Raw genomic sequence first — 22,194 nt, 5'->3', positions numbered from 1 at the left:
CGTCCGAAAGTGATACTTTCGGACTAAATCCTGTAAGATGAATAACATTTTTAACACCTTTGTTTTTTATTTTAAAATGAATATACCAGAAGCATTTTTTTATTCAATTGAGAATTTTTTATAAATTAAAAATAGAGTTAAAGCGCATGTAAAACATTTTATTAAAACAAAAAAACAGAAATATCTCCTTTACAATATTTTCGTCTGGAGGTGGTGATCTCGTGATCAACGATGAATGGCTTTGTTGCGTAATTCATTGGAACTAAATTCAGAACCTACGATCTGAGCCGTTACGTCCATTCCCTCTCGTAGCCCTATGTCTAAACCTCGTTATAAAATAACCAACTGGAAGCAATACAACCAATCACTCATTAACCGTGGTTCTCTGACCAAGAAAGAAAAAGACATTAAAATTAAATGTGTTACTAAGGCATAGAACCCCGCGATTTTTTTCTTTATATTAAGACACCACTTCCACAAATTTTGTCAAGATCATGCAAGCCGATTTGAACATCATTGCCGAATTTGAAAAAAAAATTGCAGAACTCGAAAAAGAGAATGCTGATCTCAAACGACATAATGCTCGCCTGCAAGAAAAGTTGAATGCCGCACTCGACAGTAATGGCTTGTGTTTGTGGGAGCACCATGTCCCTTCAGGACAACTCACTATCTTTAATATGGAGTGGGGAAAAATGCTCGGTTACCAACCGCACGAGCTGACTGCAACGTTTGATACTTGGAAAAATAACTTACACCCTGATGATTATCACCAGGCCATGAAAGCTTTTGAAGAGCACCTGTCGGGGAACTGTGATTTGTATGAGGTCGTTTACCGGATGACCCATAAAGATGGCAGTGATAGCTATGTGTATGATAGAGGTCGTGTTGTCGAATTTGATACCAATGGAGTTCCGCTTAGAATTATGGGTACGCACATCGATATCACCAAAGAAAAACGTTTTGAACAACAGTTAGCGACTTTGGCCTCTACCGATAGGTTGACGGGTTTATTTAATAGACAAGCCATCGAACAACGTTTTCGTGAGATGAAAAGCGCGGATACATTAGTCAAAGCGGCGATGATCTTTATTGATATCGACAACTTTAAAGCGGTCAATGATACTTTAGGCCATCAGGCGGGCGACCAGCTGTTGAGTTTTATTGCTCAGCGCTTAGGTACGCTAGCCTCTGACGTCGCTTCTCTAACTTCTGATTTAGCTAAATCATCCTCTGAACCGGCGCAAATCGGACGAATTGGCGGAGATGAGTTTGTCGTTTTGTTTCCCGATATGGAACCAGACCAAGTCACTCACTTTTGTGAAGAGTTGTTGCAAAAGGCGGTACCTGAAAGCAATCAAATGCTGACGGGTGTCGCCATTGGAATGAGTATCGGTGTGTGTTTCTTTAACCAAGGTGATCATCACTTTGATGACGTTTACCAGCAATCTGATTTGGCTATGTATCAAATTAAGAAGAACGGTAAAAATGGAGTGAAAATCCTGCACCTTTGATGAAAAGGACACTGCATTCTGAGCACCGTTTTTGAACATGATGTCTTGTTGTGATAGGTGTGTACAGGTTTTATATTTTCCTTTTCTGAGATGATAAAAAACATACATATGAGCTTGCATGCTTATTGGTGGTAAGTGTAGCTTAGTATCTATATTTCTACTTCTGCGAGGAATTGACTGAGAATATTAACTTTAAATGTTAATGTGGCTAAAAATATAGTGGCAAGAAATGGATAAAAACAATGTTAGAAAAGGTTAATTTAAGAAAGTTAATTCTAGTCTTGTGTGTATTTTCCGCAATGGTTACTTTGTTGAATGCGTTTTACTCACTTTATCAAGTGCAGCGAGATATCATCATTAATACGACGCTTGAGTCGAATCGAGTTTATGCTAAGAAGATGGCAGAAATGACGGATGTTTTTCTTGATTCCGCGATGACACAACTTGAATACAGTGCAAAAGCCTTATCTGACCTCACCAATGATAAGGAGGCGTTGGCAGAGGAAACGAAACGACTCAAAAATCAAACAAATATGTTTAACTCTGTTGTCGTTGTCAACTCTGATGGTGTGATAACGGCAGTTTCTCCTGAAACCATTAAAGTGCAAGGGATCAAGTTGAAGAGTGAAAGCGCACTTCAATCATTAGAAGCTAAAGCACCTATGGTGACGGATCCTTTTGTATCTCCTGCTGGTAATTATCTTATTAGTCTGTCATACCCTATTTTTTCGAGTCAAGGGACATATCTCGGGTATATCAGTGGGAGCATTTATCTAGAAACGGCGAATATACTAGGAAAGTTGTTGAATGAGCATAGTTATGCCGATGGCTCGTACCTTTACGTTGTGGACCGACATGGCACATTGATTTATCACCCAAATAAATCAAGGATCGGTCAAGTCATCACAAGCAATCGCGCAATCAATACTGTGGCAAAGGGAGAAAGTGGCAGTCTCGATATTGTGAATTCTTTGGGTATTCAAATGTTGGCAGGATTTGCTCCTGTCTCTCAGGCTGGTTGGGGCGTGGTTGCTCAGAGATCGAAACAAAGTACGCTACTGACAGTGAATCAACAAATGAAAGAAGTGTTCATCACAACGCTTCCTGTTGGGGGGCTGACATTAATGTTTATTTGGTTTTTTTCTAGCTTTATATCCAAACCGTTAAAACAATTAGCCATGGCCGTAAAAGAGGCGGGTAGCCATTCAAGTACGGTGAACAACGTAAAGCAAATCCACTCTTGGTATTTTGAAGCATCACAACTTAAGAGTAGCTTTATCAAAGCCTTTGGGGTCGCGTTTGAGACGATTGACACGCTTCATACCGCAAGTTTAACGGATTCGATGACCGGTTTATTAAACAGAAGAGGTTTAGATAAAGCGATTGAGAGATTACAATCTCAAGCTATCCCATTTTCTATTCTCGCATTGGACATCGACTTTTTTAAATCAGTTAATGATAACTTTGGCCATGATGCTGGTGATGATTTATTAAGACGTTTTGCGCAATTGATGAAAGAGCAATCTCGAGAACAAGATTTGTTGTTTCGAACTGGTGGAGAAGAGTTTATTATTTTTTTACTCAATTCCGATGTTCAAGATGCTTTTAAATCTGCAGAGCGGTTACGTAGAAAGGTGGGGTTATACGACTTTGCGGGTATAGGAAGCGTTACGGTTTCTATTGGTGTTGCTTTTTGGGACAACGAGCAACAATCCATTCGCTCGACGTTAAAAGAAGCGGATACGGCCTTATATCGTGCAAAAAACAATGGCAGAAACCGCTCTGAGATTTTCTATGCTGACAAATAGCTCCTGAACTTGAGAGGTAAGAAAGAAGTTAAATAGTCTGAATGGTACGCAAAGCAAACATATGAGCTTAATGGGGATGCTCGCTGAAGTAATACTACTTCAAGAATATTGATTAAATATCAATGACCTTGCTCATTTATGAGGTGATGATATCACCTTAATTAGCTGCCTAAGTTAACTGCGTAACGACACCGGTTGAATACATTATCCATATGATAATAGAAACCTTTCCGCGAGTTATGTGCGAAAGCGCTTTGTTGGTTAGAAAAAAGTTAATGATGGTTACGGATTTTGAGATGGAGCCATGGCCAAATACTGACAAGTAACACCCCGACTAGGATCAGAAGCGAACCCCAGATAAAGCCGCTGTGCGCTTGTTCATCCAGAATAATAATACTCGCTAGTACGCCAATCACTGGTGTCATGAACGATAAAACGCCTAACTGTGATGCTTTGTATTTTCGAATAAGGCTAAACCATGCTAAGTAGCTGGCAAAGCTCACAAATATAACCTGGAATATTAGGTTGATTGATGCGTTGTAAGTGAGTGAAAAATGAAGTTGGTCTGTAATGGTCGCATAACTGAGCAGTAATACACCGGCTCCTCCAAGCTGAAAGAATAATGTATGCTCTGCCGAAGCTAGTCCTAACCGAGTACATCGAACCACTACGGTTGTCGCGCCCCAAAGTAAGCCTGCGATCAGGGCCATAATGTCACCTATTAACATATCCTGTAGGTTGGTGCTCGCTTCATCTCGCGAGAAAAACGCGACGGCAATTCCACAAAAAGCGATGCAGATTCCGACCCACTGCATTCCGGCCAGTGTTTCGTGTTTGTTGAATAATTGCAGGCCAATAGCAGCAAAAATAGGTGCGGTATATAAGAAGACGGTCATATGAGAGGCGGTGGTATATCTCAAGCCTTCTGCAACAAACAAAAACTCCAACGCAAAAAGTGTGCCTACGACGATGCCTGATATTAGATAGTCTTTAGATTGTTTCAGTGAGTTGTTTTTGAGAGTCATTATTACCCACACCATTAGTGCGGCGAGAAAAGAGCGACCTCCAATTTGTAATACAGGGGCGATTTGGTCGGCAATTGACTTGATGGCCGCTTGCTGGACTCCCCAAATAAAACAGATCATAAACATGGATAAACTTGCCGTGACATCGACATTAAGCCTTGAGTCGTTCATTAATATTTCCTTGATAATTGTATATTGTAAGAACAGCTGATTAGGTTTTTTATCCTCTTATTTTTTCTAAATACCGTCGCCAAAGATGATTGAGGGCTGATCAACGTTATATTATCCGTATTCGACGTTGAGTAATTAGACCCTAATAAGGTGTCGAAAACCTTACAGAGAGCTCTCTACCTCAGCTTGCAAGTAGGATAACTGAGAGGACTGAGATAACTGAGCTTTTAGCTTTGTATCGGCCGGGGTCGTGAGCGACAAGACGTTCTCGTGTTCTTAAAATGCTCAAGTGGATCCATTTGAGCATTTTCTTTCGCTACAGGCGGTATTCGCCAGTCCTTTCTGGTTGATACGTAATATCTAGGATGGTGACATCAACTTGAGACCCATCCGGCTTTGTCCATTGAATGGAATGGCCGGTGGATAGGCCAATCAAAGCGCTTCCAATCGGCGCTAAAATTGAGATTTTTGTGCCGCTACTGTCAACGTCTTTTGGGTAAACCAAAGTCAAAGAAAACTCTTTCTTTGTCGCATCGATTGAAAATGTCACTGTTGAATTCATCGTGACTATGTTGTCAGGCAGTTGATCGGGCTCAAGAATGGTCCCACGCTCCAACTCTTGTTCGAGTTGCTCTGTAGACGGGCTGTTGCGTGGTAAAGACTCAATCAGGTCATAGATCCTATCGACATCTAAGGATGAGAGTGTGATATCCGGTTTCGTATTCATATTTTCCTCATAAATAATAGCGCTGACGTGTTAGACAGCGCTAAGCATTAAACTAAGTATTTGATCCAACGCCTTATTACTCAATCAACATTAAAGTAAATAGGAGGTTAGACAGATAAAACCACAACTTGGATGACAGTGTTTTTGATGACCGTGCTTTTGATGACAGTGTTGTTGCTTTAATCCATCAGTGTTGTGGTCTAGTAAGTGAGTGTTAATCCAATGTTTGAGTAACGATAGATTGAGTCGGTGTGTTGTGAAACAAACACTTTCGCAAGGTAGCCTAAAGTTGGTCGTGTTTTTAGACACAACTCTCTATCTGAAACGTATTTGGTGGTGAGCTTATCGGTGTTTGTACTGTTTTGTATTAAGTGAGAATGCTCACTGACCATTCGGCCCGAAGTTGAGGTGCCGATACGATAAGCTTTTTGGTCAACACTTTCCCCATGGAGATGACTCTACTCTAGATACCCCTGAAATCAAGCTCGAAGTGCGATACTTCATGGGTCAGATAATCAATTATTGAGAATAAGAGATATCAATCAAAAACATGGTGTTTGGTTCTCATCGGATTCTCAATTTATAGGGTATTAAACCTCCACAGTGGCAAAAAATGATGACCTGGTTAACCAGAACCTTCCGGTTATATGGTTGTCCGGGGATAGGGGGCTTCATTGCGCTTTATGAGTTTAAAGCTATATTCAACAGTATAGTCATGACATTATTTTAACATGGGTGACTGTATAATAAAGGACAATAGACGCTTGATTTAGAATGTATAAATCAGGTTAATAACCAATCTAGGCAATAATAAATCTAAGCAACAATAAATCTAAGCAATAATAAGTCAGTGGAGACTCCCCAATGAAAAAACTACTTTCGGTACTTGCTGTTTCTGCAGCGGTAATGGCGCCAACAGCGTTTGCTTCTTCGCCTGTTATGTTCTCAACGATTAACGGTTTTAACGCACCAGACGCCGATGCGGTTGGCGGTGTACGTGTTGCGCTGCTGCATGGTCAAGTGAGCGATCTAAAAGGCCTTGATCTTGCCGTTGTTGGTATGTCTGAAACGCAAACCACAACCGGTGTAAACCTGGGTATTTTTGGCGCATCAAAAGTGAACCAAGAGATGACAGGTGCTTCACTTGGTTTCTTCAACTGGAATACGGGTAACACAACCGGTGTAAACCTAGGTGCCGTGAACATTACTAACGATGTTAAAGGTGCCAACGTAAGTTTCGTCAACTACTCTGAAGGTAATACTTTGGTTGATGTGGGTGCCGCGAACTTATCTGAAGTATCAACCGTTCAGGTGGGTATTTTCAATAAAACAAACAAGATTGAAGGCGTACAAGTTGGTTTGATCAACTGTGCTGACAACGGTTTCTTCCCATGTTTCCCAATTATTAACTTCGCTAAATAATTGATTTTTCTTTTGTTATTGAAAAATCTAACGAATAACTAACGCCTAAACCTATGGTTTAGGCGTTGTTTTAATAACGGTTTATAGCTCATGTCACCAAGGTTTAGTCTTCGCTACCTTCTGGTTCATTGAGTCGAAAGGCGTTGGCGGCTTGTCGCTTGATACGGGCTTTTCTCTTCCATTTTTGGTGGACACCACGACGCAGGCTTTGAAAGCTGTTTTCCACTTTGTCGACCCCCAGCAGAACCATCAATGCCAATATCGTGATAATGACCGATTGCGAAAGGTGGCCAAGTGCGATCATCATCCCCAATGCCGCTAATACCCAGATAATCGCGGCTGAAGTAACCCCATGTATTTTGCCGTCGAGCGTCATCATCACACCAGCCCCAAGAAAGCCAACCCCTGTAATTATCTGACCAAGAACACGAGCCTGATCTAGGGTGTTAGGGGATAGGCTAATCGCCATAGTGAGAAAGAAATAAGTACCACTAATAATTAAAATAGAGGTTCTTATTCCGACGGGTTTACCGCGTGTTTGTCTTTCGATTCCGATTAACGATCCACAGAGCATACATGCTGTGAGGCCTGCCCAGCTAAAGGGGGCAAGGTTGAGAGTTTGTTCTAAAAATTGTGGCATATCACCCCTCCTAAAAATTAAGAATAGGGGCGGAGTATGCTAATAATAAGCCGGACGATCGAACAAAAACTTTTTGTCTTAACGATAGGTATTTCTGCTTAACTCTATAGGCACTTCTGTTTAATGATCGAGACGATTTGAATAGGTACGAAGGCTCTATTCAATGTGTAGGTCGAGTGGGGTTTTACTGCTGCGACCGCCGATCTCGCGAGTTAACTTGGGCACTAGGTAACCAGAAACTTCAGAGATTAAGCCTTTAAAGTGATGCTTTGCTTCTTCATCCGAGATATGGAAATGCGCTGCGCCCTGTACTTTATCAAGCACATGCATGTAGTAAGGCAATACACCGGCATCGAATAGCTTTTCGCTTAATGCTTTCAATGAGTCAGCACTGTTGTTGACCCCTTTTAACATAACCCCTTGATTAAGTAGAGTCGCACCCGTTTGTTTTAGTTTATGAAAGGCTTGCTTGAGCTCGGCATTGATCTCATTGGCATGGTTAATATGGCTAACCATGACGACATTGAGAGGCGTTTGCTTGAGTAACTGACACAACTCATCAGTTATTCGAGCAGGAATCACCACAGGTAAGCGACTGTGGATACGCAACGTTTTGACATGTGGAATGGTCTCAATGGCTTGCACTAGCCATTCGAGTTCGCTGTCTTTTGCCATCAGTGGGTCACCACCCGATAAGATCACCTCATTGATCTCTGGGTGCTCAGTAACATAGTCGAGGCTGGTCTGCCACGCTGACTTTGACCCCTTGTTATCTTGGTAAGGGAAGTGACGGCGAAAACAGTAGCGGCAGTTAATCGCACAGCCACCTTTTACAATCATCAATGCGCGGTTTTTGTATTTGTGCAGTAGCCCGGGTATGGCGTTGTCTTGTTCTTCCAATGGATCGGCGGAGTAGCCGGGATGAACCTCAAACTCTTCGCTGAGCGGTAAAACCTGTCGCAGCAAAGGATCATGTGGGTTGCCTTTTTCCATTCGCTCAACAAAGCTTATGGGCACTCGAAGCGAAAATAGCTCACGCGCCGCGAATCCTTTTTGCCACGGTGCAGGGTCTATTTCTAATACTTCGAGCAGTTTTGTCGGGTCAGAGATCGCATTCGATAGCTGTTTGAGCCAGTTTTGCTCAACAGATTCGACTTTTCGGGTTATGATATGCGGCATTGAAATCAACTCAAAGATGTGTAAGAGGAAATCATGGCGTCAGTAAGCACCAATGAATTCAAAGGCGGTTTAAAATTCATGATGGATAACGAGCCTTGCTCAATTATCGACAATGAATACGTTAAGCCGGGTAAAGGCCAAGCGTTTAACCGTGTAAAACTTCGTAAACTGCTGTCAGGCAAAGTGTTAGAGAAAACATTTAAGTCAGGCGATACCGTAGAACTAGCCGACGTTATCGACGTTGAACTAGGCTACCTATACAGCGACGGCGAATTCTACCACTTCATGAACAACGAAACATTCGAGCAAATCGCTGCAGATGCGAAAGCAGTAGGCGAGACTTCTAAATGGTTAGTTGAAAATGACGTTTGTACTCTAACGTTGTGGAATGATAACCCTATCACAGTAACTCCACCAAACTTTGTTGAGATCGCAGTCACTGAAACCGATCCTGGCCTTAAAGGCGACACACAAGGTACTGGCGGTAAGCCAGCAACTCTAGCCACTGGCGCGGTCGTTCGCGTACCGTTATTCATCGCTATCGGTGAAGTGGTAAGAGTCGATACTCGTACTGGCGAATACGTTGGTCGTGTGAAGTAATTACTTCAAGTATTTGAAAAAGGTCGCCTAGGCGGCCTTTTTTGTATCTGGAGATCGGGGAAGAGCGGAAGAGGAAGATGCGCGTAAACGAGATGCGGGATACGAAGAGCGGGAGGGCAGATTAGAGTATGCGGGATGCGAGAAACGAAAAGAAGGAAGAGCAAGAGCGAGTGAGCTAGATGTGTTATTAGACAAACAAAAAAAAGCAGAACAAGATAATCCTGTTCTGCTTCTAGTCTTTCGCTTTTAAGCTCTTTGATACTCGTTTACCCGAATCTCGTATCTGCTCTTAACTGTTAGATCATAAAGATGAAAATTACAGACAGTGCGCTGATTAGGCCTGCAAAGAAGTAACAGCCCACTTTTCCTGCAACACCGACGTGGAATTTCAGGTCGTGCATGCCGTGGTGAAGGCGGTGCATTGCGTGCCACATTGGCAGTGCTAGCGTACCGATGATGAATAGCGCACCGATAATGCTGGTGGCGAATTCAGACACACGCTCGTAGCTCATTGCGTCCGCATCGATGATGCCCATTGGCACTAAGATACCCAACACTAGAATCGTGATGGGTGTGATCATCGCGAACCAAGTACCGCCAGCGCCAAATAGGCCCCACCAGATTGGCTCATCAGAGCGTTGAGGATTGTGGTTAACAGGTTTTACTTTGTAATTTGTGTTCATAACGAAAGCTCCTTACACCACAACAAGAACGATTAAAGAAATAAAAGCCACCGCTGCCCACTGAGTCAGTACGATGATTCTCTTATCAACCAATTTACCTTTCAGGCGGATTGGCATTACTTGAGGCATCATGCTAAAGAAGGTTTGAGCGTGCATTAAGCTACCTAGCAGTGCCACGATATTAATACCGACAATGATAGGGTTCGCCATAAAGCTCAACCAACCCGCCCACGCTTCAGGGCCTTTCACTAGCGCACCTAAACCAAAAGTTAGGAACACAGTGAACAGAATCAAAGGCAGTACAGTTGCTTCACGCAGCATGTAGAAGCGGTAGAACGGATGGTTGCTCCACCACGTTCTCTTCATCTCACGAACATAAGGCTTACGATTGCTCATATTATGCCTCCTCTGCTGTTTTAACTTGTGACCCGTCTGGTTTGAACATCGAAATAACGAAGTCCATTGAAGACTCAACTTTACCTTGGTTCACGGCCGCTGCTGGGTCTACTTTCTTCGGACACACTTCAGAACAGTAACCGACGAACGTACAGCCCCAAGCGCCGTTTTCACCATTGATAAGCGGCATACGTTCAGCTTTGCCGTTGTCACGGCTATCGAGGTTGTAACGGTGAGCAAGAGTCAATGCTGCAGGGCCGATGAACTCAGGGTTTAGACCAAACTGAGGACACGCTGCATAACAAAGACCACAGTTGATACAACCAGCGAACTGTTTGTATTTCGCCATTTGCTCTGGAGTCTGAATGTTAGTGCCGTCTTCAGGCTTACGATCGTTACCAATGATATAAGGTTTGATCGCTTCAAGGCGCTCGATGAACGGCGTCATGTCGACAATCAAATCTTTCTCGATAGGGAAGTTCGCAAGTGGTTCGATCGTTAGGCCATTAGGATAGTCACGTAAGAAGCTCTTACACGCGAGTTTTGGCACACCATCAACCATGATGCCGCAAGAGCCACAGATCGCCATACGACAAGACCAGCGGTAAGAGAGGTCTTTATCTTGGTAGTCTTTGATATAACCAATCGCATCAAGTACTGACATAGTGTCATCAAAAGGCACTTCGAAAGTCTGCATATGAGGTTCTGCATCTTTCTCTGGATCGTAGCGCAGGATGTTTACTTTTTGGATACGGTTCGCTGACATTATGCTTGCTCCTCTTCACGCTTGTCGTTTGCCTCAGCGGCTTTTTCTGCTGCTGCTGCTTTCTCTGCGGCTTCACCGTACAAACGCGCTTTCGGTTGAGACTTCGTAATCTTCACATCGCTGTAGTCGATGGTTGGTGCTGAGTCTTCTTGGTAGAAAGAAAGCGTGTGTTTGAGGAAGTTCACGTCGTCACGCTCTGTGCAGTTGTCATCCAAACGTTGGTGTGCACCACGAGACTCTTTACGAAGAATCGCGGAGTGAACCATCGCTTCTGCCACTTCAAGGCCGTAACCCACTTCGATAGCGTAAAGTAGGTCAGTGTTGAACACTTTGCCTTTGTCTTTAATGCTGATCTTCTTGTAGCGCGCTTTCAGTTCAGTGAGCTTGTCGATGGTTTCTTGCATCAAGTCTTCTTGACGGTAGATACCACAACCCGCTTCCATGGTGTGACCCATTTCAGTACGGATATCAGCCCAGTTCTCATCGCCTTCTTGGTTCAAGATACCAGCGATGCGATCTTCAACCGCTTTCACTTGCTTAGCGATAGACTCTTCATTCCAACCTTTGAATTCCGCAGCGCGTTTCACGGCGTGTTCACCGGCAACGCGGCCAAATACCACGAACTCAGCCAGAGAGTTAGAACCTAGGCGGTTTGCACCGTGCAGGCCAACTGACGCACATTCACCCACAGCGAATAGGCCTTTAATGCGAGTTTCACACGTGCCGTTGGTTTCAATACCCCCCATGGTGTAGTGAACCGTCGGGCGAATTGGGATTGGCTCTTTTGCCGGGTCAACGTTGACGTAGGCTTTTGCTAGCTCACAGATGAACGGTAGACGCTCTTGCAGGTACTCTTCACCCAGGTGGCGAAGATCAAGGTGTACGACATCACCAAGCGGGTGCTTGATGGTGTTGCCTTTCTGCTGCTCGTGCCAGAATGCTTGAGAAACTTTGTCGCGAGGACCCAGTTCCATGTATTTGTTCTTCGGCTCGCCCACTGGGGTTTCAGGGCCCATGCCGTAATCTTGCAGGTAACGGTAGCCGTTCTTGTTGACGATGATACCGCCTTCACCACGACAACCTTCGGTCATCAAGATGCCAGTGCCTGGAAGGCCTGTTGGGTGGTATTGAACGAATTCCATGTCACGCAGTGGTACACCGTGGCGATAAGCCATAGCCATACCGTCGCCCGTTACGATGCCGCCGTTGGTGTTACAGTGGTAAACACGACCTGCGCCACCGGTTGCTAACACAACGGATTTTGCTTTGATGGTAACAAGCTCACCTTCAGACATATGAATCGCGATAAGGCCTTGAACTTCGCCTTCTTCAGAGTCGCTCTTGTTTTCTACGAGAAGGTCCACCACAAAGTACTCATCAAATCGTTTGATGTTGTCGTACTTCATCGAAGTCTGGAACAGAGTATGAAGCATGTGGAAGCCGGTTTTATCCGCTGCGAACCACGTTCTCTCTACCTTCATACCGCCGAATCGGCGTACGTTTACTTCCCCGTTTTCTTTACGACTCCATGGGCAGCCCCACTGCTCCATTTGGATCATTTCGCGAGTCGAGTTTTCAACAAAGTATTCAACAACATCCTGTTCACATAGCCAGTCGCCACCGCCAACCGTATCGTTGAAGTGGTTATCTAGGCTATCTTCGTCCTTAATTACTGCTGCTGAACCGCCTTCTGCCGCTACCGTGTGCGAACGCATTGGGTAAACTTTAGAAATCAGTGCTACTTCCAGTTCAGGATTAGCTTCAGCCGCTGCAATTGCTGTACGAAGACCAGCGCCGCCTGCGCCGATGACTGCGATATCTGTGGTAATTGTCTTCACAGTTATTCTCCAGTGTGATGCGGAGTATTCCGCTTGTTATTATAAAAAGCTTATTGATCGTACTGACTGATTGGTAGCTCTTACTAATTGAAAGCACGTAAACGGCATCAACCGATCATCACCCCTAAGCCTTAAGTGGTAGGTTCAGTGTAAGAGAGGATGGTCTTTGAAAAGTTGATGTATTTGGGTTTTTAGGTCGGTAATGCATATGGAAGCATAGAATTTATAGGTTATGTGACTGCAATCACGGCAATGAACTATTGATAGCGTTCCTCTTACAAGGCGTGCGTTAACAGCTTGTTGAGTATGGTTTTCGTTATCAATATTCTCACTGTGTCAACATCGATAAATGTGTTGTAGTACGTAATTTTCTTGCTTCATCAAAACAAGGTGCTGGTTTGATAAGGCAAAGATAGAAGCTTACAAAAGCGGCGAAAAGTGGTAATTTTCGTCGCCTATCATTCAGTAATATGGAACTCGATAATGCACTCCACATGGCAACCGGCCGCCACCATTAAGCAGTTAAAGCAACGTGCTGATATCCTTCATCAAATCCGCCAATTTTTTGCAGAGCGAGACGTGATGGAGGTGGATACGCCTGCGATGAGCCACGCCACGGTGACGGATGTGCATTTACATACTTTTAAAACAGAGTTTGTAGGGCCAGGTTATGCGCAAGGACAACCCCTGTTCTTTATGACAAGCCCAGAGTTTCATATGAAACGACTGTTAGCGGCGGGCAGTGGCTGTATTTACCAAATTTGTAAGTCTTTTCGTAATGAAGAGAACGGCCGTTACCACAACCCTGAATTTACGATGCTGGAGTGGTATCGAGTGGGGTTTGATCATCATAACTTGATGGACGAGATGGATTTGCTATTGCAACAGGTTCTAAAATCAGGTGTCGCAGAGCGAATGACTTATCAACAAGCTTTTATTGATGTGCTCGGTGTGTGTCCACTGGAAGATTCGATGGCGACTTTAAAGCAAGCCGCAGCGAAACTGGGGCTTAGTGATATTGCTGAACCTGAAGGAGATCGCGATACCTTACTGCAATTGCTGTTCAGCGTGGGTGTTGAAAAAGAGATTGGTCAAACAGTGCCTGCGTTTGTGTATGACTTCCCAGCTTCACAAGCGGCATTAGCCAAGATTAATCCTGATGATTCACGAGTGGCGGATCGCTTTGAGGTGTATTTCAAAGGTATCGAGTTGGCCAATGGCTTCCATGAGTTAGACAAACCACAAGAGCAACTGCAACGTTTTGAAGATGACAATGCCAAACGTCTCGAGATGGGTTTAGCGCCTCAACCGATTGATCATCACTTGATTGAGGCATTAACAGCAGGCTTACCCGATTGTGCGGGTGTGGCGTTAGGTATCGACAGGCTGATCATGCTGGCTTTGGGTTATGACCATATCGATGATGTGACCGCTTTCCCGTTCCCGCGTTCTTAGCTTTCTGTTTTTACTGAGAGTTAATCGTCATTAGCTATTAACCATTAGCTCTCAGCTTCGAATCCGCTTCACTAGCTAACTAGAATTCCAGTGCCCACTAGCTGACCAGAATACCAGTACCAAGTACGGCAACAATGGCACCGATCCAAGCATAAGCATTCGGCCTCCGCTTGCTGTAAAGCCACAGTATCGGTAACAACATGATGGGTGTGGTTGATGACAGTAGAGCGACCATGCCAACATTGCCTTCCTGCAGTGCATACAAGATCAGTGTCATTCCCAGCGCCATCGCTAAAAATCCATTAACCGCGGTGATGGCGAATATCTGTCCATTCATCGGATTCAGTGCTCGCGAATGCTTGGCTCCGGTTAAGCGAAATAGTGAGTGAGCAATAAAGGCGGTGATCATTCGAATCGCTGAAGCAGCAACTGGGTCAATCTCGGTTTGCATGATAGGTTTTGCAATGATGCCACCCAGCGCTTGGCAAATCGCGGCGGTAATGCCTAGAGCGACACCAACCCACACTGTGCCCTTGATGGTTTCGAGTTGGTTTTGAGATTGACCTCGTCGACCAAAGAAGATTGCCGTTAACACACCACTAAACACCAACGCTGAGCCAATCAGCTCCATCGAAGTCATGCTTTCACTAAACAGGAAGTAACCAAGAATGGCGGAGAATACGGCGTGGCACGAGAACAGCAAACCCGCTTGGCGTGGCCCCATTCGGTTTAAACAGGCAAATAGGGCGGTATCGCCAATGAAGATACCAATGAGGCCAGAAAGCATCATGGGTGTCACGAGGTCGGCCTCGACACTTGCCCAGCCACCGGTAAACCAAGCCATGCTTGATAAGATGACCGCAGTGCAACCCATGCGCCAGCGGCTATAGGCGAAAGAGCCTAAATGTTGAGCCGGTTTTACTGACATTAAGCTCGCGATCGCCCAAAGAAAAGCGGCCGCTAGAGCTAACCATTCAAATCCCATGTCATTAACATCCTTGTGTCTGGGATAAATTAGCTCATCAATATGCATCAAACCGAACGGAGAACAAAGTGATTCTTAACAAAAGAACCAGAACGTTTACAGTTCGGCTTAGCTTGGCTCGGCTTAGCTTGATGTGATCAATTACGCTTTACACTTTAAAGCGCTCCACATCTTGGCGCATCGACTGTGCAGCACGGCTCATTTCGTTTGAGCTATTGCGACTGCTTTCTGCTTGCTGTGCAAGATCGTCAGAGGCATCTTTGATCCCTTGTGTATTGCGGCTGATGTCTTCGCTTACGGCGCGCTGTTCTTCTGCGGCACTGGCAATTTGCAGCGCCATGTCGTTGATTTCAGTAATCGCTTGGGTGATTTTAGTGAGGCTGCCATGGGCTTGTTCTGCGAAGCCAACACTATTTTCCGCCAATTGAGTGCTGGTGGTCATGCTGTCAACGGCATGTTCGGTATTCTTCTGTAGCGTATCAATCATCTCGCGGATCTCTTCTGTTGATCCATGCGTTCTTTGACTTAGCACGCGAACTTCATCGGCGACCACGGCAAATCCACGGCCTTGTTCACCCGCACGAGCGGCTTCAATGGCGGCATTCAATGCCAACAGGTTGGTTTGCTCGGCAATGCCTTGAATGGTTGATAGGATCTGGTTGATGCTCTGAGCGTTGCTCTCTAATTCTCGAATCACATTGGCGGCGTCTTCAACTTGTGTCGCCAAGCCGGTTATCGCATCACGGTTTTGTTGAATAACCTCTTGGCCTTCATTACAAGCGGTAGCTGACGCTTGAGAAGCGGATGCGGTTAGTTCAGCATGGCTGGCCACTTCTGCGGCGGTGGCCGACATTTCATGAATCGCGGTCGCAATCTGGGTGATGTCATTTTGTTGATTCTCAACGCGAATTGAAGATTGGGTAGCCAGTTGATTGGCTTTTTCTGAATGATTGTTGAGATCGTGGCTGTGTTCTATCACGCCCTTAAGCATGCTTTGCATTTGGCTTAAGAACTGGTTGACGAGCTCGGCAAGTTTGCCAATTTCGTCCATGCGTTTGATATCAATTCGCTGAGTGAGATCGCCTCTGCCTTGAGCGAGTTGGGTCAGCGCTTCAGACAATGTTTGCAATGGATAGAGTAAGCGGTTGATGACGATGGTGCTCGCAATTGAAATGACGATGTACAGAATGAAAGAAGTCAGCGTGATAAATTGAATGGCATCGGATACCGCAGAAAAGGCCATTGCTTTATCGATAACAATGCCGAGTGACCAGTTGGTATTTGGAACGTTGGCAATGTAGACCATTTTATCCCCTTGGCCCGGCCAAGTAAGCGTGGTGATCATTTGGTTTTTAATCAGTTGCGAAACTCGGTTTGCCGTTAACTCTGGGTTCAAACTCGTCAAGGGTTTTTGGCTGAGCGCTTCATCACTGTAGGCAACGATGTTGTTGTTGCCATCGACTAAAAAGGCGAAGCCATCGTTCTCGAGTTTTACATTAAGCACCGTATCAATGATGCTGGTTACGGTTAAATCTGCCGCGAGAACACCTTGTCTTTCCCCATTGAATGCTTTCGCAAAGCTAATGACAATGCTGCCATCGAAATCTTGATAGGGTTCGGTAATGATGAGATCGGATGTTGCGTTGGCATCTTGATACCAAGGGCGAGTGCGTGGATCGTAGCCTGCTGGCCAATCTTCCCCTTTGTCGCCATAAGCAATAGTGCCGTCGCTGAATCCCGCATAAACAGACAGGAACTGTCCGGCTTGTTTGGTGATTAACAACTCGCGGTCAGAATTATTACTGTTGGAAACAGTAGCTTCATTGGCCAGCATCATATCACTGCGGATGGAGAGCCAATCGGCAATGTAATTGGTTGTCCCGACACTCACATTTTTCATTTCTTGGTTGATCGCAACTTCAGTCTCTTGATTAAGCTGATTCACTGATATCCAAGCTTGAGCGCCACTTACGACGGCGATAATAACCGCGATTGCGATCTGAATTTTAAATTTAATAGTATGTCTCAAGGTCTATTCCTCCCTTTTTAGACAAAACGCGAATTAAAGTGACGTACTTGATATTGCAATGATGTGTTACTGGTACGTGTATAGTGTCGTTATATGAAGTGTTATAAATGTGTTTAAAATCAAAAATTTAAAAATAGTTATGATTTTTTTAATAAACAGTGAAGTGAAATCACAATTATCTATCGATTAGAATTTGATAAGCCCTCCAGATGCGAAATGACGATGGCTATCTGGAGGGCGGTGACAAGAAGTTCACGCGCTAGGTGATAATAAATAGTGCGAGGTAGACGAGCAGCAAGCCGATGACCCCTAAGATGACCCCCATCTTCGCCATGTCTTTACTTTCGATAAGCCCAGTGGAGTAGGCCAATGAATTTGGTGGTGTGGACACAGGCAAAATCATGCCTAGTGATGCCGAGAAAGCGACCACAACCAGCAAGCCTTGCAAACCACCAATCGCAACTAAGCTTTCCATTGAGGCGCCTATGGCTGCGGCGATCGGCATCAGCAAGTTAGCTGTGGCCGTGTTTGACATGAAGTTGGCCATTAACCAACACACAATCGATAGAGTGAGCACCACTGCGGTAGGCGATAAGGATTCATAATCAATCGCGTGCGCCAATGCTGCTGCTAAGCCAGTTTTATCAAGCCCGATACCGATAGCGATACCACCGGCGACCAACCACAACACATCCCAGTTAATCAGCTTGAGTTCATCTTTGCCCATGATGCCAGTGAGTGTAAATACGGCCAATGGAATAATAGACACGACGTAGGTGTTCATGCCATGCAGCTTGGTGGTCATCCACAGCACAATTGTCGCAGCAAAGGTGATGTAAACTACGATGGCTCGCCAACTCTTTTGAAACTGCCCATTGAGCTTGAGTACCATGTTTCTTTCCTTGGAGGGGAAGAATTTTTGCAGAAGAAACCAAGCGATGGTGAGTTGGATAATGACAAAGGGTAAGCCCATTATCATCCAACTGAGGAAGTCGATACTGTTTTCACCTGTTAGGTACTGGAGGGCGATGGCGTTAGGTGGGGTGCCGATTGGTGTGGCAATCCCCCCCGTGTTAGCGGCGATTGGGATACACAGAACGAGCGCCTTAATGCCCATGTCTCCCTTTGGTGCAGAAGCAACGATAGGGCCGAGCAAAGCGAGCATCATTACGGTGGTCGCGGTATTCGACATAAACATAGAAAACACAGCAGTAATGAGCATTAAGCCGAGCATAATGAAGCGCGGTTCTGTACCAAAGGGCTTGAGTAAAACCCGAGCTAGGTTGTTATCTAATTCGTATTTTGAGGCAGAGATTGCAAGCGCAAAACCACCCATAAAGAGAATAATGATAGGTGATGAAAAAGCACCGAATATGTCGGTATATTTGATTAAATCACCGAGATCATGCCCTGATGGTGGGTTTCTAAATAAGTGTAGGCCTTTGTCGGATATCATCACTAATTCTAGTGCAATGATCAAAATCGAAGTGGCAAATACTGGCACCGGCTCTAGAACCCAAAGCAGTGCCGCTAACAGAAATATCGCCAGCAAGCGATGCTGAATGAGAGTGAGGTCATCGATTGGGATTGAATCGATCGGCATGAGTAACACGCCTAAGGGAATCGCAAAACAAATCAACAGCTTGACCAGGACGCCAACATTGAGCTTAGGCATGACACAAAGACCCTATTAATAAAATATCTTCAAATAGAATAAGTTATCTGTTTTTTTTGTACTTGGAGGTGGGTTGTAAAAACGAAAAGTTGTTTAAGATTTCAACGACTGTTTTGTTTTTGGTCAAACTTTTACGGGGGAGTTCTAGATGTGTTACGAGCAGTATCGACAGCAATGAAAAAGGTGCGTTATTGACTAGAAATAACGCACCTTTAAAAGATTGAGCCGTTAACTTGTATTTAATTTACATGTCAATTCAGAAGGTTAGGCTTGGTCTGTGTTCTCAGTTGAATCAGCCGTTTCAGCCTCTACTTCCTGACCCGCAATGTGCGCGAAAGGTGTGCCCAGAACGGTTTTCTCGCCATTTTGCATCGTGTCGTCAAACTTGATGGCGTCTTTAGCAAATAGGTTGATGACCGTTGAACCAAGCTTAAAGCGACCCATCTCTTCGCCTTTCTTCAAGATGACGGATGTGTCACCTTGTGCTGGGTAATCCCATTTGTAGACAGAGTTACCGCGAGGTGGCGTGATGGTGCCAGCCCATACTTGCTCGATACTACCGACAATGGTCGCACCAACAAGCACTTGTGCCATTGGGCCAAACTCGGTATCAAAGATACAAACCACACGCTCGTTACGTGCGAATAGATTAGGAACATTCTCTGCTGTTAATGGGTTCACTGAGAAAAGATCACCCGGAACGTAGATCATCTGGCGCAATGTACCATCGCATGGCATGTGCACACGGTGGTAATCACTTGGTGATAAGTACAGTGTTGCGAATTCACCGTCTTTAAACTCATCCGCTAGGTCAGCATCGCCACCCAATAGCTCGCGCGCTGAGTAGTTGTGGCCTTTCGCTTGAATCAGTTGACCGTCAGTAATGGGGCCAAATTGGCTGACGCAAGCGTCGGCAGGGTGAACAATAACAGAGTCACCTTCGGCAATAGGGCGCATGTCTTCTTTTAATTCACGTACGAAGAATTCATTGAATGTTTTAAAGTGTTTTGGATCGCTATGCAGCGCTTCATCCATGTTCACTTTGTATTGTTTGATGAACCAGTTGATAACCGCTGTCGTTAAGCCGCCCGCTTTAGCCGACGCTAATTTACCGACTAGTCGAGTCAGTCCATGTTGTGGAATCCAGTACTGCAATCCAACTTTAATCTTATCCATTGTATTAATTTTCCAATGCTGTTTGTTTTTAATGCTAATCGCTTTTGATGCTAGTCGCTTTTAGTGCAAACGAGGTTATGACGGTTTAGGGCGCGAGATGTTACTTAAAATCGCGGCCATTGTCAGTAATCACTGTCATCGTCAGTAAAAGCACATGCTTGTTCACCAGAGTGCGGTTAGAGATCCGCTTTCTTACTTCGCGAGTACTGACGGTTATCTTTGTTGTCAGCCATTGTTTCAATAATGCGATGGTAACTAGCGAAACGTAAGCGACTAATTCTGCCGTCTTCAACGGCTTCACGCAGAAGACATCCAGGATCGTCATTGTGTTTGCAGTCACGGAACTTACAACCGCCTAAGTATGGCTTGAATTCAATGAAAGCGTCAGTGATCTCATCCGGTTCTAAGTGCCATAGACCGAATTCACGCACGCCTGGAGAGTCGATTAGGTCGCCGCCAGAAGGGAAGTGATATAAACGCGCTGCAGTGGTGGTGTGTTGCCCTAGTCCTGAGTTCTCCGAAACTTCACCTTCTTCAATGTCTAGCGTTGGCATTAGCGCATTCACTAAGCTGGATTTACCCACGCCAGATTGACCAACAAAGATGTTGATGCGATCTTTGAGTTCGGCTTCCAATTCTTTGATACCGTAGCCAGACTCTTTACTTACAAACATCACCTTATAGCCAATTTTCTCATATATTGTCAGTGTTTCACGGTATTCCGTAATTTGCTGTTCAGTGAGTAAGTCGACCTTGTTGAGAACCACAAGCGGGGCAATGTTTACCGTTTCTGAAGCAATCAAATAGCGGTCAATGATATTAAGTGAAAGCTCCGGTAGCACGGCTGAAACAATAACCATTTGGTCAACGTTAGCGGCAACCGGTTTTAGGCCATCGTAGTAATCAGGGCGGGTCAGCATTGAGGTTCTTGGTTCAACGGCTTCAACCACCCCTGAAATACCCGCCATGGATTCTAAGCCAGCGCGCCAGATTACTCGGTCACCAGAAACTAAAGTCTCGATACTACGGCGTAAGTTACAACGATGAACTTCGTTAGTTTCAAGATCTTCGATATCAGCATGCTGACCAAAGCGTGTAATAACTAATCCACTCTTTGTTCCGCCAAGCATGTTCTCATCCCATTGGATAGAATCTTCTTTCTTGAGTCGCTTGTTCTGGTTGCTACGTACACGGCGTACTTGACCTTTGGTTAATTTCTTTTTTTTAGCCACAATTTTTCACTTAACACATCTAACTTGATGATTGGGGGGACTCAAACCGAGAGTTACTGGTGCCACATGATTTCGATGGCTCTAAAGCTAGTTTGAGTATAGTTATTTGGGTATAGTACCTCTTTTACACATAAACAAATAGGCGACGCCTTATGTCCTTTAGCGATCAGAACCTTATTTGGGTTGATCTAGAGATGACAGGACTTGATCCTGAAACTCATAAAATCATTGAAATTGCGACTATCGTTACTGATAGTGAGCTTAACATCCTGGCTGAAGGACCTGTTTTGGCTATTCACCAGCCTCAGAGTGAATTGGACAAGATGGATGAGTGGTGCACAACGACTCATACTGGCAGCGGCCTAGTGAAGCGAATTCAAGAAAGTACGGTTTCAGAACAAGATGCAATCCAACAAACGATTGAATTTCTTGAGAAGTGGGTACCAAAAGGTAAGTCACCGATTTGTGGCAACAGCATTGGCCAAGATCGCCGTTTCCTATACAAGCACATGCCTGAATTGGAAGAGTACTTCCACTACCGCTATGTTGATGTCAGTACCTTGAAAGAACTTACTCGTCGTTGGAAGCCTGAAGTGTTAGATGGGTTTTCTAAGTCGGGAAGTCACCTGGCATTAGATGATATTCGTGAGTCGATCGCTGAGTTGCAGTACTATCGAAAAACGATTATTAATATCTAATCCGATTAAACGATCACGTTTATCTAACTTTTCAGGGACCTAAGAGCTCATTTTTTTGAAAATCTGTGTGCTTTTACAGCAGTTGAGTAAAAACTTGCGTAATTTTGCATTAAGGACTTGCATCACAAAAAAATGCTCTTATAATTCGCAGCCCTGAACGACGAAAGACGTTTCAGAT

19 protein-coding genes are annotated in these 22,194 nt (G+C 44.7%); 6 read left to right on the top strand and 13 right to left on the bottom strand.

Features of this window, described 5'->3' with window-relative positions:
- Positions 1-494 precede the first annotated feature (494 nt).
- Both OCT63_RS20445 and OCT63_RS20440 read left to right on the top strand, forming a co-directional pair.
- On the top strand, positions 495-1,511 hold the full coding sequence (locus tag OCT63_RS20445) for a diguanylate cyclase domain-containing protein (protein WP_060467010.1): 1,017 nt from the start codon (positions 495-497) through the stop codon (positions 1,509-1,511).
- A 242-nt stretch (positions 1,512-1,753) separates the two neighbouring features.
- Positions 1,754-3,319 (top strand): sensor domain-containing diguanylate cyclase, encoded by a 1,566-nt coding sequence (locus tag OCT63_RS20440; protein WP_161688146.1) that lies wholly within the window; start codon positions 1,754-1,756, stop codon positions 3,317-3,319.
- Between the two features lie 272 nt (positions 3,320-3,591).
- Here the strand turns inward: OCT63_RS20440 and OCT63_RS20435 are convergent, their stop codons facing one another.
- Both OCT63_RS20435 and rnk read right to left on the bottom strand, forming a co-directional pair.
- Complete coding sequence (locus tag OCT63_RS20435; RefSeq protein WP_161688144.1) at positions 3,592-4,515, bottom strand: DMT family transporter; 924 nt, start codon at positions 4,513-4,515, stop codon at positions 3,592-3,594.
- A gap of 316 nt (positions 4,516-4,831) precedes the next feature.
- Positions 4,832-5,242 (bottom strand): nucleoside diphosphate kinase regulator, encoded by a 411-nt coding sequence (gene rnk, locus OCT63_RS20430; protein WP_161679448.1) that lies wholly within the window; start codon positions 5,240-5,242, stop codon positions 4,832-4,834.
- An 864-nt stretch (positions 5,243-6,106) separates the two neighbouring features.
- Between rnk and OCT63_RS20425 the strand changes: the two genes are divergently transcribed.
- Entirely contained in the window at positions 6,107-6,664 is a 558-nt protein-coding gene (locus tag OCT63_RS20425) for a VC2662 family protein (protein WP_161688142.1), read from the top strand.
- A 103-nt stretch (positions 6,665-6,767) separates the two neighbouring features.
- Here OCT63_RS20425 and OCT63_RS20420 read toward each other — a convergent pair whose 3' ends face one another.
- Both OCT63_RS20420 and epmB read right to left on the bottom strand, forming a co-directional pair.
- Positions 6,768-7,304 carry an MgtC/SapB family protein gene (locus OCT63_RS20420; RefSeq protein WP_060467018.1) on the bottom strand — a complete coding sequence of 179 codons (537 nt, stop codon included), beginning with the start codon at positions 7,302-7,304 and terminating at the stop codon, positions 6,768-6,770.
- A gap of 156 nt (positions 7,305-7,460) precedes the next feature.
- Positions 7,461-8,483, bottom strand: a complete 1,023-nt coding sequence (gene epmB, locus OCT63_RS20415; RefSeq protein ID WP_269984483.1) for an EF-P beta-lysylation protein EpmB — start codon at positions 8,481-8,483, stop codon at positions 7,461-7,463.
- Positions 8,484-8,516: 33 nt separating this feature from the next.
- Between epmB and efp the strand changes: the two genes are divergently transcribed.
- Positions 8,517-9,083, top strand: a complete 567-nt coding sequence (gene efp, locus OCT63_RS20410; protein WP_269984482.1) for an elongation factor P — start codon at positions 8,517-8,519, stop codon at positions 9,081-9,083.
- 296 nt (positions 9,084-9,379) lie between these two features.
- On the opposite strand, the gene frdD is transcribed toward efp, so the two are convergent.
- Genes frdD through frdA form a run of 4 tightly spaced genes read right to left on the bottom strand, consistent with a single transcriptional unit; the run spans position 9,380 to position 12,766 of the window.
- Positions 9,380-9,766, bottom strand: coding sequence for a fumarate reductase subunit FrdD (gene frdD / locus OCT63_RS20405; protein WP_052880182.1), 387 nt, complete (start codon positions 9,764-9,766; stop codon positions 9,380-9,382).
- Between the two features lie 12 nt (positions 9,767-9,778).
- The gene (gene frdC, locus OCT63_RS20400; RefSeq protein WP_008219063.1) at positions 9,779-10,162 is read right to left on the bottom strand and encodes a fumarate reductase subunit FrdC; all 384 of its coding nucleotides are present in this window, start codon (positions 10,160-10,162) and stop codon (positions 9,779-9,781) included.
- A 1-nt stretch (position 10,163) separates the two neighbouring features.
- Complete coding sequence (locus OCT63_RS20395) at positions 10,164-10,928, bottom strand: succinate dehydrogenase/fumarate reductase iron-sulfur subunit (RefSeq protein ID WP_060467022.1); 765 nt, start codon at positions 10,926-10,928, stop codon at positions 10,164-10,166.
- Positions 10,928-12,766, bottom strand: a complete 1,839-nt coding sequence (gene frdA, locus OCT63_RS20390) for a fumarate reductase (quinol) flavoprotein subunit (RefSeq protein ID WP_269984481.1) — start codon at positions 12,764-12,766, stop codon at positions 10,928-10,930. The genes OCT63_RS20395 and frdA overlap by 1 nt, the downstream gene beginning before the upstream one ends.
- A 483-nt stretch (positions 12,767-13,249) precedes the next feature.
- Between frdA and epmA the strand changes: the two genes are divergently transcribed.
- Entirely contained in the window at positions 13,250-14,221 is a 972-nt protein-coding gene (gene epmA, locus OCT63_RS20385) for an elongation factor P--(R)-beta-lysine ligase (RefSeq protein WP_269984480.1), read from the top strand.
- Between the two features lie 97 nt (positions 14,222-14,318).
- Here epmA and OCT63_RS20380 read toward each other — a convergent pair whose 3' ends face one another.
- The 5 genes from OCT63_RS20380 to rsgA all read right to left on the bottom strand — a co-directional run bounded on the left by OCT63_RS20380 (position 14,319) and on the right by rsgA (position 21,318).
- Positions 14,319-15,206 carry a DMT family transporter gene (locus OCT63_RS20380; protein WP_046223497.1) on the bottom strand — a complete coding sequence of 296 codons (888 nt, stop codon included), beginning with the start codon at positions 15,204-15,206 and terminating at the stop codon, positions 14,319-14,321.
- 148 nt (positions 15,207-15,354) lie between these two features.
- Positions 15,355-17,235, bottom strand: coding sequence for a methyl-accepting chemotaxis protein (locus tag OCT63_RS20375; protein WP_269984479.1), 1,881 nt, complete (start codon positions 17,233-17,235; stop codon positions 15,355-15,357).
- Positions 17,236-17,494: 259 nt separating this feature from the next.
- A complete protein-coding gene (locus OCT63_RS20370; protein WP_269984478.1) occupies positions 17,495-18,910 on the bottom strand; it encodes an SLC13 family permease in 1,416 nt (471 codons plus the stop codon).
- A 264-nt stretch (positions 18,911-19,174) separates the two neighbouring features.
- Positions 19,175-20,086 carry an archaetidylserine decarboxylase gene (gene asd / locus OCT63_RS20365; protein WP_161672509.1) on the bottom strand — a complete coding sequence of 304 codons (912 nt, stop codon included), beginning with the start codon at positions 20,084-20,086 and terminating at the stop codon, positions 19,175-19,177.
- 176 nt (positions 20,087-20,262) lie between these two features.
- Positions 20,263-21,318 carry a small ribosomal subunit biogenesis GTPase RsgA gene (rsgA, locus tag OCT63_RS20360; RefSeq protein WP_137032668.1) on the bottom strand — a complete coding sequence of 352 codons (1,056 nt, stop codon included), beginning with the start codon at positions 21,316-21,318 and terminating at the stop codon, positions 20,263-20,265.
- A gap of 152 nt (positions 21,319-21,470) precedes the next feature.
- Between rsgA and orn the strand changes: the two genes are divergently transcribed.
- The gene (gene orn, locus OCT63_RS20355; RefSeq protein ID WP_010434065.1) at positions 21,471-22,016 is read left to right on the top strand and encodes an oligoribonuclease; all 546 of its coding nucleotides are present in this window, start codon (positions 21,471-21,473) and stop codon (positions 22,014-22,016) included.
- Positions 22,017-22,194: the final 178 nt, after the last annotated feature.

Source organism: Vibrio sp. RW, assembly GCF_027587105.1.
GTDB lineage: Bacteria > Pseudomonadota > Gammaproteobacteria > Enterobacterales > Vibrionaceae > Vibrio > Vibrio toranzoniae.
Note: the sequence above shows the minus strand (reverse complement) of the source record. Positions and strands in the feature narration are given on the sequence as shown.

Bases quoted from the DNA above. Each gene is read 5' to 3' on its own strand.
- OCT63_RS20445 (WP_060467010.1), top strand. From the start codon at position 495: ATGCAAGCCGATTTGAACATCATTGCCGAATTTGAAAAAAAAATTGCA.
- OCT63_RS20440 (WP_161688146.1), top strand. From the start codon at position 1,754: ATGTTAGAAAAGGTTAATTTAAGAAAGTTAATTCTAGTCTTGTGTGTA.
- OCT63_RS20435 (WP_161688144.1), bottom strand. From the start codon at position 4,515: ATGAACGACTCAAGGCTTAATGTCGATGTCACGGCAAGTTTATCCATG.
- rnk (WP_161679448.1), bottom strand. From the start codon at position 5,242: ATGAATACGAAACCGGATATCACACTCTCATCCTTAGATGTCGATAGG.
- OCT63_RS20425 (WP_161688142.1), top strand. From the start codon at position 6,107: ATGAAAAAACTACTTTCGGTACTTGCTGTTTCTGCAGCGGTAATGGCG.
- OCT63_RS20420 (WP_060467018.1), bottom strand. From the start codon at position 7,304: ATGCCACAATTTTTAGAACAAACTCTCAACCTTGCCCCCTTTAGCTGG.
- epmB (WP_269984483.1), bottom strand. From the start codon at position 8,483: ATGCCGCATATCATAACCCGAAAAGTCGAATCTGTTGAGCAAAACTGG.
- efp (WP_269984482.1), top strand. From the start codon at position 8,517: ATGGCGTCAGTAAGCACCAATGAATTCAAAGGCGGTTTAAAATTCATG.
- frdD (WP_052880182.1), bottom strand. From the start codon at position 9,766: ATGAACACAAATTACAAAGTAAAACCTGTTAACCACAATCCTCAACGC.
- frdC (WP_008219063.1), bottom strand. From the start codon at position 10,162: ATGAGCAATCGTAAGCCTTATGTTCGTGAGATGAAGAGAACGTGGTGG.
- OCT63_RS20395 (WP_060467022.1), bottom strand. From the start codon at position 10,928: ATGTCAGCGAACCGTATCCAAAAAGTAAACATCCTGCGCTACGATCCA.
- epmA (WP_269984480.1), top strand. From the start codon at position 13,250: ATGCACTCCACATGGCAACCGGCCGCCACCATTAAGCAGTTAAAGCAA.
- OCT63_RS20380 (WP_046223497.1), bottom strand. From the start codon at position 15,206: ATGGGATTTGAATGGTTAGCTCTAGCGGCCGCTTTTCTTTGGGCGATC.
- OCT63_RS20370 (WP_269984478.1), bottom strand. From the start codon at position 18,910: ATGCCTAAGCTCAATGTTGGCGTCCTGGTCAAGCTGTTGATTTGTTTT.
- asd (WP_161672509.1), bottom strand. From the start codon at position 20,086: ATGGATAAGATTAAAGTTGGATTGCAGTACTGGATTCCACAACATGGA.
- orn (WP_010434065.1), top strand. From the start codon at position 21,471: ATGTCCTTTAGCGATCAGAACCTTATTTGGGTTGATCTAGAGATGACA.